The sequence below is a fragment of the Microcystis flos-aquae FACHB-1344 genome (genome assembly GCF_014698375.1).
GTDB classification, from domain to species: Bacteria; Cyanobacteriota; Cyanobacteriia; order Cyanobacteriales; family Microcystaceae; genus Microcystis; species Microcystis aeruginosa.
Genome location: NZ_JACJSW010000075.1, coordinates 19745 through 35986, shown reverse-complemented (window position 1 = coordinate 35986; position 16242 = coordinate 19745). Strand labels below are relative to the sequence as shown.

Annotated in this window: 18 protein-coding genes and 2 pseudogenes; 10 read left to right on the top strand and 10 right to left on the bottom strand. The window is 42.4% G+C overall.

What is annotated here, in order from left to right:
• The 9 genes and pseudogenes from tnpA to H6G48_RS05850 all read left to right on the top strand — a co-directional run.
• Window positions 1-352 (top strand): annotated as a pseudogene (gene tnpA, locus H6G48_RS27395) (IS200/IS605 family transposase); the annotation flags it as partial.
• Between the two features lie 435 nt (window positions 353-787).
• Window positions 788-1801, top strand: coding sequence for a dual-specificity RNA methyltransferase RlmN (rlmN, locus tag H6G48_RS05885; RefSeq protein WP_147073732.1), 1014 nt, complete (start codon window positions 788-790; stop codon window positions 1799-1801).
• A 283-nt stretch (window positions 1802-2084) separates the two neighbouring features.
• On the top strand, window positions 2085-2642 hold the full coding sequence (locus tag H6G48_RS05880; RefSeq protein ID WP_190720031.1) for a hypothetical protein: 558 nt from the start codon (window positions 2085-2087) through the stop codon (window positions 2640-2642).
• An 88-nt stretch (window positions 2643-2730) separates the two neighbouring features.
• Window positions 2731-2895, top strand: a pseudogene (locus H6G48_RS05875) (dual-specificity RNA methyltransferase RlmN); the annotation flags it as partial.
• An 88-nt stretch (window positions 2896-2983) separates the two neighbouring features.
• Window positions 2984-3205, top strand: a complete 222-nt coding sequence (locus H6G48_RS05870) for a phycobilisome linker polypeptide (protein WP_190720028.1) — start codon at window positions 2984-2986, stop codon at window positions 3203-3205.
• 292 nt (window positions 3206-3497) lie between these two features.
• Complete coding sequence (petH, locus tag H6G48_RS05865; RefSeq protein ID WP_190720025.1) at window positions 3498-4697, top strand: ferredoxin--NADP reductase; 1200 nt, start codon at window positions 3498-3500, stop codon at window positions 4695-4697.
• A 98-nt stretch (window positions 4698-4795) separates the two neighbouring features.
• On the top strand, window positions 4796-5638 hold the full coding sequence (locus tag H6G48_RS05860) for a ChaN family lipoprotein (protein WP_190720022.1): 843 nt from the start codon (window positions 4796-4798) through the stop codon (window positions 5636-5638).
• Between the two features lie 192 nt (window positions 5639-5830).
• Window positions 5831-6706: a 3'(2'),5'-bisphosphate nucleotidase CysQ family protein gene (locus H6G48_RS05855; protein ID WP_190720018.1), complete on the top strand. Its 876-nt coding sequence runs from the start codon at window positions 5831-5833 to the stop codon at window positions 6704-6706.
• A gap of 60 nt (window positions 6707-6766) precedes the next feature.
• Window positions 6767-8638, top strand: a complete 1872-nt coding sequence (locus H6G48_RS05850; protein ID WP_190720015.1) for a GTPase family protein — start codon at window positions 6767-6769, stop codon at window positions 8636-8638.
• Window positions 8639-8776: 138 nt separating this feature from the next.
• Here H6G48_RS05850 and H6G48_RS05845 read toward each other — a convergent pair whose 3' ends face one another.
• Together H6G48_RS05845 and H6G48_RS05840 are read right to left on the bottom strand one after the other, a co-directional pair.
• Window positions 8777-9298: a hypothetical protein gene (locus H6G48_RS05845; RefSeq protein ID WP_190720012.1), complete on the bottom strand. Its 522-nt coding sequence runs from the start codon at window positions 9296-9298 to the stop codon at window positions 8777-8779.
• Window positions 9299-9300: 2 nt separating this feature from the next.
• A complete protein-coding gene (locus H6G48_RS05840; protein ID WP_002762605.1) occupies window positions 9301-9507 on the bottom strand; it encodes a hypothetical protein in 207 nt (68 codons plus the stop codon).
• 598 nt (window positions 9508-10105) lie between these two features.
• Here H6G48_RS05840 and H6G48_RS26100 point away from each other — a divergent pair.
• Entirely contained in the window at window positions 10106-10246 is a 141-nt protein-coding gene (locus H6G48_RS26100) for a hypothetical protein (protein ID WP_242034545.1), read from the top strand.
• 297 nt (window positions 10247-10543) lie between these two features.
• Here the strand turns inward: H6G48_RS26100 and H6G48_RS05830 are convergent, their stop codons facing one another.
• The 8 genes from H6G48_RS05830 to H6G48_RS27125 form a co-directional block, all read right to left on the bottom strand.
• Entirely contained in the window at window positions 10544-10723 is a 180-nt protein-coding gene (locus H6G48_RS05830) for a hypothetical protein (RefSeq protein ID WP_024970469.1), read from the bottom strand.
• Window positions 10710-11006, bottom strand: coding sequence for a BrnT family toxin (locus H6G48_RS05825; RefSeq protein ID WP_043995702.1), 297 nt, complete (start codon window positions 11004-11006; stop codon window positions 10710-10712). The genes H6G48_RS05830 and H6G48_RS05825 overlap by 14 nt, the downstream gene beginning before the upstream one ends.
• A gap of 230 nt (window positions 11007-11236) precedes the next feature.
• Window positions 11237-12103 (bottom strand): alpha/beta fold hydrolase, encoded by an 867-nt coding sequence (locus H6G48_RS05820; protein ID WP_190720009.1) that lies wholly within the window; start codon window positions 12101-12103, stop codon window positions 11237-11239.
• Between the two features lie 57 nt (window positions 12104-12160).
• Window positions 12161-12982: a phosphoadenosine phosphosulfate reductase gene (gene cysH / locus H6G48_RS05815; RefSeq protein WP_190720006.1), complete on the bottom strand. Its 822-nt coding sequence runs from the start codon at window positions 12980-12982 to the stop codon at window positions 12161-12163.
• A 389-nt stretch (window positions 12983-13371) separates the two neighbouring features.
• The gene (locus tag H6G48_RS05810) at window positions 13372-13836 is read right to left on the bottom strand and encodes a hypothetical protein (RefSeq protein WP_190720003.1); all 465 of its coding nucleotides are present in this window, start codon (window positions 13834-13836) and stop codon (window positions 13372-13374) included.
• A 220-nt stretch (window positions 13837-14056) separates the two neighbouring features.
• On the bottom strand, window positions 14057-14836 hold the full coding sequence (locus H6G48_RS05805; protein ID WP_190720000.1) for an ABC transporter permease: 780 nt from the start codon (window positions 14834-14836) through the stop codon (window positions 14057-14059).
• Between the two features lie 104 nt (window positions 14837-14940).
• Complete coding sequence (locus H6G48_RS26095) at window positions 14941-15222, bottom strand: zinc ribbon domain-containing protein (RefSeq protein WP_242034544.1); 282 nt, start codon at window positions 15220-15222, stop codon at window positions 14941-14943.
• Between the two features lie 483 nt (window positions 15223-15705).
• The gene (locus H6G48_RS27125) at window positions 15706-16236 is read right to left on the bottom strand and encodes a ketoacyl-synthetase C-terminal extension domain-containing protein (RefSeq protein ID WP_479724314.1); all 531 of its coding nucleotides are present in this window, start codon (window positions 16234-16236) and stop codon (window positions 15706-15708) included.
• Window positions 16237-16242 lie beyond the last annotated feature (6 nt).

Sequence of the window (16242 nt, the reverse complement as noted above, 5' to 3'; positions counted from 1 at the left end):
GTCTGGTGTCCAAAACGGAGAAAAGCGGTATTAAAAGGGGACATTAAGTTAAGAGCGCAGTCGATTATTTTTGACCTGTGCCAAGAAAATAACTGGAGGTTGGTCGCAACGCGAGAACGCATTAGAAATAATGCCAGATCATATTCATTTATTTTTGGAATCAGACCCTAGTTATTCCCCGACCACAATAATTAAAAGAATCAAAGGGAGACTATCTCATCACTTAAGAAAAGAATTTCCAGAATTGTTAAAACTACCCACTCTGTGGACTCCTAGCTATTTCTGCTCAACTGCTGGCAACGCTTCTACGGAAACTATTAAAAAATACATTGAGAATCAAACTAATAAATGATACAGGGGGATAAATCCCCTTGTTCGCTCGACTACCATCCGTTAAAACGGATGGCTAACCCTCGCTCACGATTTCTCTGGTTTTTGTCGTCAGGCTAAGTTTAAGTTATAGTTTTAAGTATTTAATTAGAGTTTTTGCATAATTAATTTTCGAGAGTGCAAAAATGAGAAAAATAGACATAAAATTGCATAAAATCTCTAAATAGAGCATTTAATTGATTAATGCTCATTCTTAATTCTCCTGACTCCTGACTCCTGACTACTGGCTCCTCACCTAACGGAAGATTTTTGATTTTTGCAAGAGGTCTATTGACTAACAAAGACTAGAGAAGGAGTAAAGGTAAAAGATGTCAATTAATGAATACAATTTTGTTCAGGTTTTGCTTCTAGGGATGATCGATCGGTTAGAATGGTAAGGCGATCAACGATAACAATTATGACTTTACTAGCGAAATCTTTAGAGGAACTGACCGACTGGGTAAAAGACCAGGGACAACCCGCTTATCGGGGTAAACAATTACACCAATGGCTATACGAAAAAGGAGTGCATTCTTTGGCTGATATTTCCGTATTCCCCCAAGAATGGCGCAGCAAGATGGCAGACTATCCTATTGGTCGTTCCCTTATACATTATCGCAGTGTAGCACCCGATCGCACTCGTAAATATCTGCTAAAACTGGCCGATGGTTTAATTATCGAAGCGGTGGGAATTCCTAGTGAAAAAAGATTAACAGTCTGTGTTTCTTCCCAAGTGGGTTGTCCCATGGCCTGTGATTTTTGTGCCACGGGAAAAGGGGGTTTTACTCGTAATTTAAAAGCTTATGAAATCGTTGACCAAGTGTTAACAGTACAGGAGGATTTTCAGCAGCGAGTTAGTCATGTGGTGTTTATGGGGATGGGGGAACCTTTATTAAATATCCCCGAAGTGGTGACAGGGATTCATTGCCTGAATCAAGATGTGGGTATCGGTCAGCGTTGTTTAACGATTTCTACCGTGGGATTGCCCCATAAAATCAAGCAACTAGCGGCACATAATTTGCAAATAACTTTTGCCGTTAGTCTCCATGCTTCTAATCAACAAGTTCGCTCCAAATTAATCCCCAGTGCCGACCATTATCCCCTAACTAATCTGATCCAAGACTGTCAGGAATACGTTCAAATCACGGGACGAAGGGTGACATTTGAATACATTCTTTTAGCGGGAGTTAATGATTTACCCGAACACGCAGGGGAATTAGCCAAACTGGTGAAAGGTTTTCAATCCCACGTCAATCTCATCCCCTATAATCCTATTCAAGAGGTAGATTATCAACGGCCTGATCAAAAGAGAATCAGGGCTTTTAAAACTATTTTAGAACAGGAAAAAGTCGCCGTTACTGTCCGTTATTCCAGAGGTTTAGCGGCCGATGCGGCCTGTGGACAATTGCGAGCGAGCGTCATGGTCAAATAAACTTGATTTGTTCACTACTCTATCATCAGTTTTCTCTGTTATAATTAGAGTAACAGAGGAGTGTTGGCTGTGTTGTTTGTTAATAATTGTAAAATTTAATCAAGATCGGGATGGTTATCGGGCAACACCTCAACGGTGGGGGCAAGTAACTGTTAAGTGTGCTTCTTTAACTAGCGGTTTTGGTTATACTGCCACGGAATTTTTTCAGAGAAGTAGATTTTAGTACTTGTCAACCGCAGTAACTCGACTGTTGGTGATTTTTTCGAGTTCAGGGGTAAGGATCATGAAAAGTCAAATATTAGCAATTGCAGCTTTAGGAACTTTAGCGGTTTTTAATTGTTTTCCTGGGGTAGCTTATAGTCAACCGCTACTTGTCGGCCAAGAACCAACCACACCCACCTTGATCGTAATTGATGATGAGGAGATGGCACAACTTCCTGTGCCTGTTCGTGATTTTTTGCAGCTTTACAAAGCGGGTAATATTGATGGGGCGGTCGATTTTTGGAGGGATAGTGCGATCAAATTTATATCACTACATTCAGATTCAAGTGAAAAAGATCGAAAAGATGCCTTAGATAAAATTAATCAACAAATTTCTATGGTAAAAAGTGTTTTAAAGGTATTCAATCAGGAGTACGGTGTCTGTAAAGACTATACGGTTCTGCAAGAATATACTAGCGTTCAAGATAGGTATAATATAAAAAGTTTCTTGCTAAGAACTCGACATGAACAAATTTCTCTTTTTTGGAGATTTACTACTATACAAACCCCTAAAGGGACATTTCTATTGTCCTTCCAGGTCAGTACAGATCTGCGAGACATCATCAAGGATGATAAGTAGTACGACATCAATCGACTACACTAGATCAAGGAGGTAGCGTTGCGACTTATCAGCAGGCTGATCTTCAAACAATTAACAGCGATCACTTAATCCCATTCAAGAGGTGGATTATCAACGGCCTGATGAAAAGAGAATTAAGACTTTTAAAACTATTTTAGAACAGGAAAAAGTCGCCGTTACTGTCCGTTATTCGAGAGGTTTAGCGGCCAATGCAGCCTGTGGACAATTGCGATCGAGCGTTATGGTACAATAAACAGGCGTAAATCGGCCATTAACTAGATTGCTAGTCTCCCTGCTAGGCTAAACTAGAGAACTATAACATCAATGTAGGAGCCATTTCGATGCAAAGTCTCTCTAGTGCCAAAGAAAATCGCCTTTTTGTCTATGAAGTCGTCGGTTTAAGTCAAAATGACAATACTGATAACCTAGATTATTCTATCCGTAAGAGTGGCAGTGTCTTTTTAACCATTCCCTATAGCCGCATGAATCAAGAAATGCGTCGGATTACCCGTTTAGGCGCTCGCATCGTCAGCATTAAACCCTTAAACGCAGCCGAGGTCTAGTAGTTCATAAAATAATCATCGCTAATATCTGTCCCCCGCTCTTGTCCTGATCAGGCAAACCAGGGGGATTTTTAGCACAAATAGGGAAAAGTAGCAGAAATCTTAATAAAAAGTAAAAATGCTGCAAATGTAACAGATTTTAACCAGAGAGTTGACCTATCCTTAAGGATAAAGATAAAAGCGATGTCTGTGGTTTTTTTAAGATAACTCTCAATTAGGCCTAGGTGTAGTGTACCGATGGTAGGCTAAACTATGGAACGATTATCGTGACTTGAGTTGGGAGTTATATTTAATGTACAGTCCGAGTACACTAGCGGGAAACCGTTTATTTGTTTACGAAGTGGCGGGTCTCAATCAAAACGACAATACTGACAGCTTGGATTATTCAATCCGTCAGAGTGGAAGCGTGTTTTTCACGGTTCCCTACAGTCGCATGAATCAAGAAATGCGTCGGATTACCCGTTTAGGTGGTCGTATCGTCAGCATCAAACCCTTAAATGGGATTGCCCCCGTAGCAACTGTTTCTAGTGCCTCCACACCACAGCCAATCGCTCAATCATCGCCCGTCACCGAACAGACCCAGAAAAAGGCCATGACCCAAGCGAAAGAAAAAACAGATATCCCCGTCAACATCTACCGTCCGAATCAACCCTTTATCGGCAAATGTATCGAGAATTATGCTCTCGTTGATGAGGGGGGTATCGGTATCGTACAACACGTCACCTTTGACCTTTCTGGGGGCGATTTACGCTATTTAGAAGGCCAAAGTATCGGTATTATCCCCCCGGGTACCGATGCTAATGGCAAACCTCATAAATTGAGACTCTATTCGATCGCCTCCACCCGTCATGGTGATAAATTAGACGATAAAACCGTATCCCTCTGCGTGCGTCAGTTAGAATACCAACATCCAGAAACCAAGGAAACCGTTTATGGAGTTTGTTCCACCCATCTCTGTAATGTAGAGGTGGGTGCCGATGTGGCTATTACTGGTCCGGTGGGTAAGGAAATGCTGCTGCCCAGTGATGAAGATGCCACTATCATTATGATGGCCACCGGGACGGGAATCGCTCCCTTCCGAGCTTTCCTCTGGCGGATGTTCAAGGAACAACACGAAGATTATAAATTCAAAGGTCTAGCTTGGTTGATTTTCGGAGTTCCCAAAACGGCCAATATTCTCTACCAAGAAGAATTAGAGAAAATCGCGGCGGAATTCCCCGATAACTTCCGTCTCACCTATGCCATCAGCCGGGAACAGCAAAATCCCCAGGGCGGCAGAATGTATATTCAACACCGGGTAGCCGAACACGCTGACGAAATCTGGAATCTACTCCAAAGTCCCAAAACCCACGCTTATATGTGCGGACTTAAAGGGATGGAAGATGGTATCGACGATGCTATCAGTGGTGCTGCCAATAAAAATGGCACCGATTGGTCTGTCTATCAGAAACAACTGAAAAAAGAACATCGCTGGCACGTAGAAACCTACTAAACCAGAAAGGTTCTCTGAAAATTTTTGCGGGTGGGCATTGCTCACCCTTTTTGTCTTGGCTTCGGTTAAGATCAGTTTCTTAAAAGACCTTTAAAAAGATGAAATTCTCTCGACGCTTTTTTCCCGTTTTCCTTGCCCTCTGCTTACTGTTTATTTTGCTGCCCCAGGCCTGGAGTTTTACTAATAGCCAAAAACAAATTCTGGCCGATTTAAAAACAGCCGAGATTATTTATCTGGGGGAAAGGCACGATAGTCAAGCCGACCATCAGGCCCAATTAGCTATTATCGAGTATTTACAGGCTAATAATCCCCAAATAGCGATCGCTTTTGAGATGTTTCAACGTCCTTACCAAATCTATTTGGATCAGTATTTAGCCGGCAAAATTAGCGAAAATCAGTTGAGAGAAAAAAGTGAATACGACCAACGTTGGGGATTTGATTGGGAATTTTACGCCCCGATCCTGCGCTTGGCCAAGGCGAAAAAACTACCAGCTATCGCCCTAAATACACCCACGGAAATCACTAGAAAAGTGGCACGGGAGGGCTTAGAAAGCCTCTCCACCTCAGAAATGACCTACATTCCCCCTAAAAGCGAAATAAACCAGGATAACGAGGAGTATCGTCAACAGATCTTAGCCGTTTATCAGCAACACACGGGGGGCAAAAGTCAGGGATTCGATCGCTTTTTTCTGGCACAGGTCCTCTGGGATGAAACCATGGCCGATGCGATCGCTAAATTCTGGCAAGCTCATCCCGACTATCAGATCATCGTCCTAGCAGGAAAAGGTCATATTGCCTACGGTTACGGTATTCCCAGTCGAGTCCAAAGAAGATTAGGCGATCGCGTCATCCAGCGCTCGGTTTTCTTGGGAGATGCTCCTCAATCATCACCAGCAGAAACCAAAAAACCCGCCGATTATTTTTGGCAAGAGCAAAATTAAGCCCGTCAGGAGTTAGGAAGCAAGGGATGATAAGCTAAGATGCCAGTCTTTCAATTTAGTAGATAATAGGTCTGAAAAACTGATTATTTATTTCCCCTTTTGCCTTTTGCCTTTTGCCTTTTGCCTCTCCTCTATGAGTAGCCTATACTCAACGGATTTAGTATAATAAGTCTGAAAAACTGAGGCTATTTTATGATTAATTTAACCTGTCAAGATACCGAAACACTCGATCGCATTTTAGCTGTGACTCGTGCCGTCGGTTGGGGTGGTGCTAAAATTCTCCAATCCTACCACCGGGGTGAACAGGATTTAGCCGTCAACAAGAAGAAAAAAGGCGGACCAGTGACGGCGGCGGATTTAGCGGCAAATAACTATATTTTAGGGGAATTACAAACAAATTTTTCTGATATCGACTTTGGTTATCTGAGCGAGGAAACCCATCAGGGTAATGAAGCTATCCCGAAAGATTGGGTATGGATTATCGATCCTTTGGACGGAACCCGCGATTTTATCGACAAAACGGGAGAATATGCCCTACATATCGCCTTATGTTATCAAGGAAGACCGATCATCGCCGTGGTTGCCCTACCTGATCAAGAAAAACTCTATTTTGCCCAAAAAGGAAAAGGCACTTTTCTAGAAACTAGCCACGGAAATATTACACAGGTAAAAGTTGCCAATAAAGATAAAATTACCGATCTCTATCTGGTGGTTAGTCGTACCCATCGCGACCAACGTTTTGATAATTTATTAAGTCAAATACCCTTCTTCGGTAAAAATTATGTGGCTAGTGTGGGCTGTAAAATTGCCACGATCCTCGAACAAAAATCCGATGTTTATATCTCCCTATCGGGGAAATCGGCGGCTAAAGACTGGGATTTTGCCGCTCCGGAGTTGATTTTAACGGAAGCAGGCGGCAAATTTTCCTATTTTGACGGTCAACCCGTGCGCTATAATCGCGGCGATGTGCGGCAATGGGGGGGGATCATGGCTAGTAATGGTCCTTGTCATCAACAACTTTGTCAGTTATCCACGGCAATCCTCGCCCAAATTGATGCCACTGTCTAATTTCTGCCCCCCTAACCGAGAATCAGAGATCGGTAGAATGGAAAAAAACCAGATCGAGCAATGTTACGGTTAAAAACTTGGCAAGGGTTGATTTTAGCAGTTCCGATCGCCGCCGTGGTCATCTTTCTGATCGTGGCCGCCAGTTTCCAGATCAATCAATGGGGTTTAAATTGGATTTGGGCAGTTTTTACCCTGATTTTTGTTGCTTGGCGCTTCCTGTTGGTCAAATGGACGCGCCCAGTGGTCGGGGAAATTGAAGCCACCATTGCCGAAGTGAAGGCAGAATTAACCCCTCCTGACGGTGATTCCGGGGGCAATGTCGAGGAAATTATCGAGAGGATTATCGTCGAGGCCCGCAATGATCGCCCGGTTTGGGAAGATTGGGCGACTTTTTGGCAACGCTGTCAGGATTTGGTCAGTGCCATCGCTCATATATATTACCCCGATGTCAAGTACCCCTTATTAAATATTTACATTCCCCAGGCCTACGGTTTAATTCGGGGAACCGTGGATGATAGCGATCGCTGGATGCGGAATCTTTCCCCGGCCCTGAATCAAATCACCATCGGCCAAGCCTATCAGGCCTACGAAGTTTATCAAAAATTGCAACCCTCGGCCCAGAAACTTTGGCAAGTCTGGAATTGGGCGCAATGGGTGATCAATCCCGCCGCGGCTGTGGCTAAAGTGGCCAGTCAAAAGTACAGCGATCGAGCGGATCAGCAATTATTAGTCAATTTAGGGCAAGTTTTGCGGGAAAATGCCCTGAGAAATCTCTCTCGCCAAGCGGTGTTACTCTACAGTGGCAGTAATCTCGCCCCAACTCTCCCCACCAAGACGAAAATCGCCACTACTACTCTCAAGGAAATTCTCGCCCAAGCTGAACCAATCACGGAAATCGATCGCCAACCGGTTAATATTCTGCTGGTTGGACGCACCGGGGCCGGCAAAAGCAGTTTAATCAATACTCTCTTTCGGGCCGATTTAGCCCAAGTGGATCTATTGCCCAGTACCGACGCGATCCAATCCTACCATTGGCAAACCCCAGAAGGAGACGAGTTAATCCTCTGGGATACCCCGGGCTACGAACAGGCAAATCGGGCTGATTATCGGCAAAAGGTTCTCAATTATGCCGAAAACGCCGATTTATTGATTCTGGTAACTCCCGCCCTCGATCCCGCCCTGGCCATGGATGAGGCTTTTCTTAAAGATTTGCAACAAACTATTGACAATTTACCAGTTATAGTCTGTGTTTCTCAAGTTGATCGCCTGCGTCCGGTGCGAGAGTGGCAACCTCCCTATAATTGGCTGACGGGAGAAAGTCCCAAAGAAGTCAATATCCGCGAATGCTTGCAGTATCGGGCGGAATTATTCGAGAATCTCTGCGATCGCATTTTGCCGATGGTCAGTCAACAGCCGGATAGAGAAGCTTGGGGGGATGAGGAGTTATCAATCGCTTTGCTGGGGGCAATTTCGCCCGCAAAACAGTTGCGTTTAGCCCGTTTTTTAGTGGATTTAGAAACTCGAACCCTGGCAGCGGCGAAAATAATCGATCGCTATACTTTACAGATGGCCACGGGGCAAGGTTTAACGGCCCTATTAAAAAGTCCTATTCTCGGTTTTATCTCCACTTTAGCCACAGGAAGACCGACCTTAGCCTATCTTTTAGCTGAACAAATTCCTGTGGAACAATTACCAGTAGCGATCGGTAAATTACAGATGGCCTACGAGCTTTATTCTCTCTTGAATCCGGAGAATAAAAGTTTTGATTTATTGGCACTTTGGCCAATACTATTAGAGAATTCTAGCACTGCCGACAAGGAAGCTTGGGCCTGGGGTCATGCTCTGGTAGAATATTGGACAAAGAACCTATCGATCGAACAGTTCCGGTCAAGTTATCAGGGGTATTTAGAAACGACAAAAACAGGCCTTTAACCAGATTAATTAAGCTAAAACTTTCTTCCAATCTAAAAGTATAGGAGAGTGGGGAGGAGAGGTTTCTGGGGTTGAGATTTCTGGCCCTTGTACTAAAACTACCAATAAGAGAGATTTTTTCGTGTTTTTTTAAAAGTTCTATTCATTTCTTTCATTTTCCGAGTTTTCATCGTTAGTTTTCGACGAACTACCCAAACCACTAAAATAAAAGGCAGTGACTGCTGTAGCTATTGGCCCCAAAAAAGTATAAATTGTCTTAGAAGAATCATTAATTAGGGTTACCGCTTTATCCACTCTACTTTGTACTTCTTGTTCTTCGATAGCTTTCAAATTTATATTTAAATTAAAAATTCCAAGAGAAGCAAAAGAAATGAGACAAATAGAAAGAATTTGTAAACCAGCAGTGGCTAACAATCCCAACCAAAGCCACTTTGCTAAGGAACCAGCTACTTTAGTATTAAAATTATGTCTTTGGTCTGAGGGTGATATAGCTGTAGCTGGTTTATCAAATTCAGATACTTCATTGTCTAAATGATAAGGCTCCGGATTCTTCTTTAGATTATGACGCACAGAGTTCCTTTCAGTTGGAAGAGCCAAAGAAGCGCTGGGAGCTTTTGGGTTGTTAACTTCCTCTGTCTCATTTTTTGAATCACTGGTCATAACTAAACAATTAGTAGTGGTCTCTGTTCATTACCTTTTTGCAGTATTAATTGAGTATCTTCCTCCGTCTCAGTTTTAGCATATAAAGCCATGAGTTTTAATCCTTTACGAATGACTTCAGACTCTGTTAAGTCTAGCTCTTTAGCTATTTCTTTAAGATATTCAGAGTCCTTTTGACTAAGATTTACTCGAAATTGTCTGGTAGCCATTTTTTTTTGTTAATTCAGTGAATGGATTGTATCGATTCACTGATAACTGATCACTAAGGTCGAGAAGAGCCATTTTTACCATTGAGGGCTATAGTAGGGTCAATTCATGAATTGACCCTACAGTTTGATTTAAGGGTTGTCATCGTCCTTTCTCATAGATGTCCATAATAGTCTGCCTTTAGAAACTTAGCATCCTAACTACAGTATTCTATCTTACCCTAATTACACCAGATATGTCAACCAACTATTACACTGGATATGTCAAGCAATCACACCAGATATGTCAACTATGTCAAATCAACATAAACGAGTCCTGACGGTACTCAATGGGTGCAATAGGTCAAATACCATCAACTTATTGACTTATTTGTTATTAAAAGGCTATTTTTCGCAAATTTTAACCAAAATAATCTTAGGTTTTATTCATGCTTAGGTACAATAGGGGGTATAATAGGGTATTTAGTAGGTGGTATTATATATACATATATGCAAGGCATAGCAATGGGTGTAATGTGGGTGTAATGTGGGGTTCAATAGATACCACAGTGCTGAGTTCCTATGGTATGATAGTTCCATCAACTTTTAGATAGATAAAAGTATGGCAGACACAACTAAACAAGTGAGTATGCTAGAATTGGAGTTAGAAGATGATCTAATCAGACAAATTGAAGATGTAGCTGATTCTGGTTGTTTTTCAAAAGATGAATTATTACAAAGTATTTTAGAAGCATGGAGATAAGCTAAACGGCGCTTAACCTGCATGATCCAACAGCTATAACCCTTTTGGAGTCTATATCGGTGATCCGAAGTAAAAGCCGTTTAGCTTATCATCAGGCCTATATACATAGACTTGAAAATATGGTTCAAATAATCAATATTAAGTAATTCGATTTGAGGGTAATGTGGAATGATTACTATCAAATGATTACCTGCTTATTGTTTTGAGCTAACAAAAAAATTTATCACTATTTTCTTGAACAACAGTCTATTAAACTTTCATAACAAGTAACCCTGAGACAATTATCAGTTTTAGCAATTATTGAGATGTTAATTTATTATAAGCAGAAATAATCGCCGCATTTTCCCAATCATCATCAAAAGGAAGCGCATCGGGATCTGACAAAGCATTAGCCTCGATTTCTGCATCGCTCATCGATTTAACTCGCTCCCAATCGGTTAAATCTTGCCTTTCCTCTTTTGTGTTAACAATCCCCATCTTGGGGGATACTCTCTTGATACTTTCTTCGCTCACGTTCGTTTGCTCTCCTAGCACTAATCAATCGGCAAGTTTCCCCTCTTATAGTATAGACAACATAACAGATTATCCCGTTTAATTGTCCCAGCAAACACATCCTTATTTCTTGGTAATCTTGGCGATTATCTTCTCTGATTAGACAGTGACCATCGAAAATAGGAGGAACAGCCGCAAAATCTATCCCATGCTTCTCTATATTAGAATATCTTTTAGACTGATCCCAGTCAAATTCTCTAAATTGCATAAATAAATCTCCAAAAATTGTCTTTGTAGAGAATTATTCCTATATCTCCTCCTTACCTATCGTTTTGAACGAACAAAAATTTTTATCACTATTTAAACTTCAATAATTTTTTGTTATATCGATAAATTACTAGCCCTAAACGCAGAAATTTTGAAAAAGCGAAGCCTCCGCTTCTACTATAATCAGAGAAGGGTAATTGAGACAATTTCTGCATCACCTTAAATAGCTCTTTAGGTTTTGCGTCCGAGAAAATTAATAATCTGTGGACTAATTTCTTTTGACCAATGTTCTTGGGGATAGTGTTTCGCTTCTGCGAGGGGGATTAATTCCACTCCTGATTTAGTAGCTAATTTTTCGACAGTGACAGAAGATAACCAAGGATCGCCCATTCCCCAGACAAAAAGGATAGGTTTTTCAAAGTTCTCTAAACCTGTCTCAATTTCTGCCATAGTTTTCGATAGGTTTAAATTGCGAATCGTGGCCAGTAAAGCGCGACCCACTGCCGAAGTTTTTAGATAAGGTTGACGGAAAATAGCCAGATCTGCATCACTAATCACAAAACCGCTACCGGTTTCTAAAGTACGATCGACTAATAAGGGATCTTGAGTCGCCATATCTCCGAGGAAAGGTATCCCCCATTGTTTCATTATCCAGGGTAATTTAACATCACTGGAGAGGGGAGTATTTAAAACGATCAAACGCTCAATTTTATCGGGATTTTCTAGGGCGTATTGTAAACCGACGGAGGCTAAAAAACCCTGGACAATGAGGGAGATTTTCGGCAATTGGAGAGCTTGAATAAAATCGGCCAAGGCTTGACAAAAAGCGCTAGGTGTGTAGGCGAAATCTCTGGCATCGGGTTTAGCGGATAAACCGGAACCGATCCAATCGGGGGCAATGGCATTAATGTTATATTCTTCTAAACTGGTTAATAATTCCCGCCAAATATAGCCATGGGCGGGTAAACCATGGAGTAGGATCACGGGGGTTGTATCCGGTTGTTGATCGGGGTTAACCTGTCGATAAAACCACTTGAGAGAGCCGACTTCGAGAAAATTTTCTAAAATAGCCATGGTTAATGGGGGATTAATAATCATTAACCATTGTCCAACGTCTAGGAACCGATCGCACCGGCAAATTTCCCACCCCGGCAGTTATAGGGAGCTTGCGTCGAGACTTTGTGCTTCTCCGGGGGTTAAGGGTAAATGAAGACCGCATTCTTGTTTTAAACCCTTGAAACGGGTGTCTCGTTCGTTGCTATCATCGGCGGTTAAAGGCCGACTGGAGTGCCAATCGCCGACGGAGACATAACCTAGATCAAAATAGGGATGGTAGGGAAGATCGTATTTAGTCAGATAGTCATAGATGGTTTTGGCATTCCAGTCAAGTATCGGTAATATTTTGTAACGTTCGCCCTGTTGATTGACCCATTGGAGAGTTTTGCGGTGGTCGGTTTGGTCGCGACGTAAACCCGCTAACCAAGCGGTGGCCTTTAATTCCTTCAGGGCCCGTTGCATCGGCTCCACCTTGCGGATTTTGTCGTAGAGATTGAGGGAGTCCAGATCGTTATTTGACCACAGTTTACCGTGGATTGCTTCCATGCGGGCGGGACTGAGGGGAGATTGATAAACTTTCAGGTTTAAATGGAGGCGTTGGCTTAAGTCTTCGGCAAATTGATAGGTTTCCGGGGGAAGATAGCCGGTATCGATCCAAATGATGGGAATATCGGGGATAATTGCGGTGACGAGGTGCAACATTACCGCCGCCTGAATGCCGAAACTGGTACTCATCACCAAACCTTCCCCGAAGGTGGCTTCCGCCCAAGCGACGATTTCTGCGGCGTTAGCGGAGTCAAAACGTTGATTAATTGTGGCCAGGTCGAGGGATAGAGGGGAGGAAAAAGACCGGTCGGCAGTGGGGATGAAGGCGGTTTCTAGGGCCCGTGGATGAGGATTAAGCAAGTGTAAATCTGGCATTCTGGCTAAGATTTAAGATATTAGTAGCGGCGGATACTGATAGAGTCCAATCTATCCATTAGGGTTCGAGAATAGAGTCACCTCCATCTCCTCCCCTTGAGAAACGTGGGTGAGACTTTCGCCTCCGACGGCTCCTAGTTTAACTGCTTCATTGTTAGGGATACAGCTTGACAATCGAGGGCCGTTTTATCGAAAATTTGGGTTAAAACCCCGTCGTTTTACGGTTGAGAATCTATATACTGTACTTCTACTATATCTGATGGGGTGAAGTGTGGCCCACACTAGCGACACCTTCCTTTCTCAAAAATCTCTCTGGTTACACTAGACTCAAGTTGGCAGCTGAAAAAGTCTCTGGTGACATCTAATTGACCTCGATTAATGATACTCAGTTAAGCAAGATTGGCAGGAATTGTCGCTAGTTTTTGCAGTTGTTTTTCAATATTGGCCCTTAATTGGGTCCGGGTGATTTCTTTTCCCGTTTGAGCGGTGTGTGCATTTTCCAGAAAAATAATACTATCTACTTTTTCTAGGGCAAATAATTGGAATAAAAGATGGGTTACGGGAATCAGGAGCGTTGATAGGGGTGAATTGGGGGTATTTTGAGCAGATATGGCCATTTTTTCCGTAGCAAAGGCATAGATTACCCTTTTCTCCTGTTGCGGCTGCCGCCGATGGGCTAAGGTGGTTAGCAACCAATCACCCTGGCCATTCTGCACCACATAGTACTGTAAATGTTTTAACTGTCTGGCCATGGCCGCAAGGACGGGATTAACCGCTTCTTCCATGACTACGGGGGCCAGTCCGTAATTGACCGCGTCTCGACTTAAAATATGCAGTTGTGCCTTTAATTTCATGGCTAATCATGTCTATAAACTAATCGATATTGACCATTCCTACCAGCGATGGCATTCATTCATCCCTTGATACCAAATCCGTTTTTAATAGTGTGATTAACTCTCAAGTTATGGATTGTTTCTCCCCTATCACCCCACTTCCCCCCGCAACGCGCACGCAGTGACCACCCCACTATCCTATAGTTTTTAAACAGGATTTAGTATGATTTGGCAACCCCAGTTAAAATTGTCGTCGTGAAAAGATGAGGATGGAGATACCCAATAATAGACCAGTATAAACGAGACTGTAGAGGGCATTACCGATTAAGACATCAGCACTAGGCAGCAAACCATAAACGGCCTCGTTTCTAAAATTTAATCTCTCTAAATCTGGGAGAATTAGATAAATATTTTTAGTGATAGCGAGGATATTGGCATTTTTGCTGATTATACCCAATTGGATCAGATCTTTGCTGATGTGACCCATTAGATAGACCCCAAAAGTCATTAACGTGGCTAAAATCGAACTGGTAAATACCCCAAAAGCGATCGCCACGGCCGCGATGAGAATTAATTCCAAACCGAGATAGAAAACCGAGACAATCAGAGGTAAAGCTTGAAAAGATACTTTCATCCCCGACAACATCAGCAGGTAAATCACCAACATTACCCCCAACATCACCGCTAAAACCCCGGACAAACCCAAGTGTTTACCGAGGATAAATTCGGCCCGACTCAGGGGTTTGGGAATCAAAACTAAAATAGTTCTCTTGTCAATTTCCTTATTAATTAGCCCTGTACCCACAAAAACCGCGACAATTACCCCTAATAACCCGATAGCGGCTAATCCCAAGTCAAGAAAGATTTTCTGATGGGTTCCCACCGCAATTTCCGGTAATAAACGCCAAGCGAAGGCCATCAACAAGGCAAAAAACCCGATAAAGTAAAGAATGCGCTCGCGGATAACCTCGCGAAAACTGTTAGCTGCGATCGCCCAGATTCTCAAGATGCTGATACCCATAGCCTTTCATCAAAATAATATCTGTTTTTCCTTTTGAGATTACCGCTCAACTAAACTTACTCAAACTTACTTAAAAGCCTGAAAGCTTAGTCATTCGTAGTGGTTCAAGCACGGAGCGGGTTAAACGGCAAACCCTTTCTTCCCTGGTCAACGACATCAGGAATTACTTTTCTAATGATGTTAAATGCCCCATTGACATCGGCATTTAACGATTGATTTGTTCCCATTTTATCAATTCCCCTAGCTAACCTTTTTCCCTTAAATAATGGTTTTTCTTCACCATATTTAGGTAACTCATCCCTATCTAAATCACTCGATTGTGAGGTAGAGGATTCTTCAGTTATTATGACTTTTATTCCTTTTAATTGAGCTTTATAGGTTAACATTTCTCTTCATCTATAATGAGGAACATTGACCAATTGTTGATGATTCCTTTTTCCTAGATTAAGAGATTGTTTCATCCGCTCATTATGCCCAATTATTAACGTCCCTATTTGATGAATAATACACCAATCTATTACTCTTTTGCTGGCTGTGTGTAGGTAATTTTCTCCTCGACAGTTTCGTTTATGGGTTAGGAATATCAATTTTTGAGGTTTGAGGTTTTGGGTATGATTAGGTGTTGACACTCTCACCCTTAAGCCTACGGCTGTAACGGGAGATTGCTGCTTCTACTCCTCTTAACTAGACACAATCCGAAAATTATGCCCCCGTCAGACCGAATCCACCAGCATTTTAACTTAACGTCCACCGACTGCCAGGCGGCGGACGGAACTGAATTTTGTCTTCGGGCCGAGGGCGATATTTGTTCTGAGATACAAAGGATCGGGAGGTCAGTCCCCCTGATACCTTGCGCGCTTTACCGCTTTTCATATTTTAGCAAAATTTCCCAAAAGTGGAACAATATTTAATAACCGATTAACCTGTGCTTGTAAGTCTTCTTGACGATTTGCACTCAATAGGAATAACTCTGCATCTTGGGGAGAATGGATTAATTTTTGTTCCTGTTGCGTTAAAGTGTGACGACGAATCTGACTTAATCTCTCTAGGATAATATGACTATTAATGCCCCCAAAACCCATGGCACTCACTCCTGTCCGTAAAGGTAAGGAATTTGGCCAAATTTGCCCCTCTTTTAATACCTGTAACCTAGCCTTGTCTTCGGTTAACTGAGCCTGATGGCGCTCGCATCCCGTCACCAGTGGTAAAATTTGACGATGAACCGCCATAGTCACTTTAATTAACCCTGCTATCCCTGCCGCCTTAGTATGGCCAATATTCGCTTTAATTAAACCAATAACGGCCTTATTTACCGTATCTGGATGAACATGAGATAAGACTTCTAATTCGGTTGCATCACCGACGGCCTTTCCCGTACCATGGACTTCAAAATAAGCTATAGTATC

What these genes read in the sequence shown, in the direction of transcription:
- rlmN (WP_147073732.1), top strand. Translation starts at nt 788, where the DNA reads ATGACTTTACTAGCGAAATCTTTAGAGGAACTGACCGACTGGGTAAAA.
- H6G48_RS05880 (WP_190720031.1), top strand. Translation starts at nt 2,085, where the DNA reads ATGAAAAGTCAAATATTAGCAATTGCAGCTTTAGGAACTTTAGCGGTT.
- H6G48_RS05870 (WP_190720028.1), top strand. Translation starts at nt 2,984, where the DNA reads ATGCAAAGTCTCTCTAGTGCCAAAGAAAATCGCCTTTTTGTCTATGAA.
- petH (WP_190720025.1), top strand. Translation starts at nt 3,498, where the DNA reads ATGTACAGTCCGAGTACACTAGCGGGAAACCGTTTATTTGTTTACGAA.
- H6G48_RS05860 (WP_190720022.1), top strand. Translation starts at nt 4,796, where the DNA reads ATGAAATTCTCTCGACGCTTTTTTCCCGTTTTCCTTGCCCTCTGCTTA.
- H6G48_RS05855 (WP_190720018.1), top strand. Translation starts at nt 5,831, where the DNA reads ATGATTAATTTAACCTGTCAAGATACCGAAACACTCGATCGCATTTTA.
- H6G48_RS05850 (WP_190720015.1), top strand. Translation starts at nt 6,767, where the DNA reads ATGTTACGGTTAAAAACTTGGCAAGGGTTGATTTTAGCAGTTCCGATC.
- H6G48_RS05845 (WP_190720012.1), bottom strand. Translation starts at nt 9,298, where the DNA reads ATGACCAGTGATTCAAAAAATGAGACAGAGGAAGTTAACAACCCAAAA.
- H6G48_RS05840 (WP_002762605.1), bottom strand. Translation starts at nt 9,507, where the DNA reads ATGGCTACCAGACAATTTCGAGTAAATCTTAGTCAAAAGGACTCTGAA.
- H6G48_RS26100 (WP_242034545.1), top strand. Translation starts at nt 10,106, where the DNA reads ATGGCAGACACAACTAAACAAGTGAGTATGCTAGAATTGGAGTTAGAA.
- H6G48_RS05830 (WP_024970469.1), bottom strand. Translation starts at nt 10,723, where the DNA reads ATGGGGATTGTTAACACAAAAGAGGAAAGGCAAGATTTAACCGATTGG.
- H6G48_RS05825 (WP_043995702.1), bottom strand. Translation starts at nt 11,006, where the DNA reads ATGCAATTTAGAGAATTTGACTGGGATCAGTCTAAAAGATATTCTAAT.
- H6G48_RS05820 (WP_190720009.1), bottom strand. Translation starts at nt 12,103, where the DNA reads ATGATTATTAATCCCCCATTAACCATGGCTATTTTAGAAAATTTTCTC.
- cysH (WP_190720006.1), bottom strand. Translation starts at nt 12,982, where the DNA reads ATGCCAGATTTACACTTGCTTAATCCTCATCCACGGGCCCTAGAAACC.
- H6G48_RS05810 (WP_190720003.1), bottom strand. Translation starts at nt 13,836, where the DNA reads ATGAAATTAAAGGCACAACTGCATATTTTAAGTCGAGACGCGGTCAAT.
- H6G48_RS05805 (WP_190720000.1), bottom strand. Translation starts at nt 14,836, where the DNA reads ATGGGTATCAGCATCTTGAGAATCTGGGCGATCGCAGCTAACAGTTTT.
- H6G48_RS26095 (WP_242034544.1), bottom strand. Translation starts at nt 15,222, where the DNA reads ATGTTAACCTATAAAGCTCAATTAAAAGGAATAAAAGTCATAATAACT.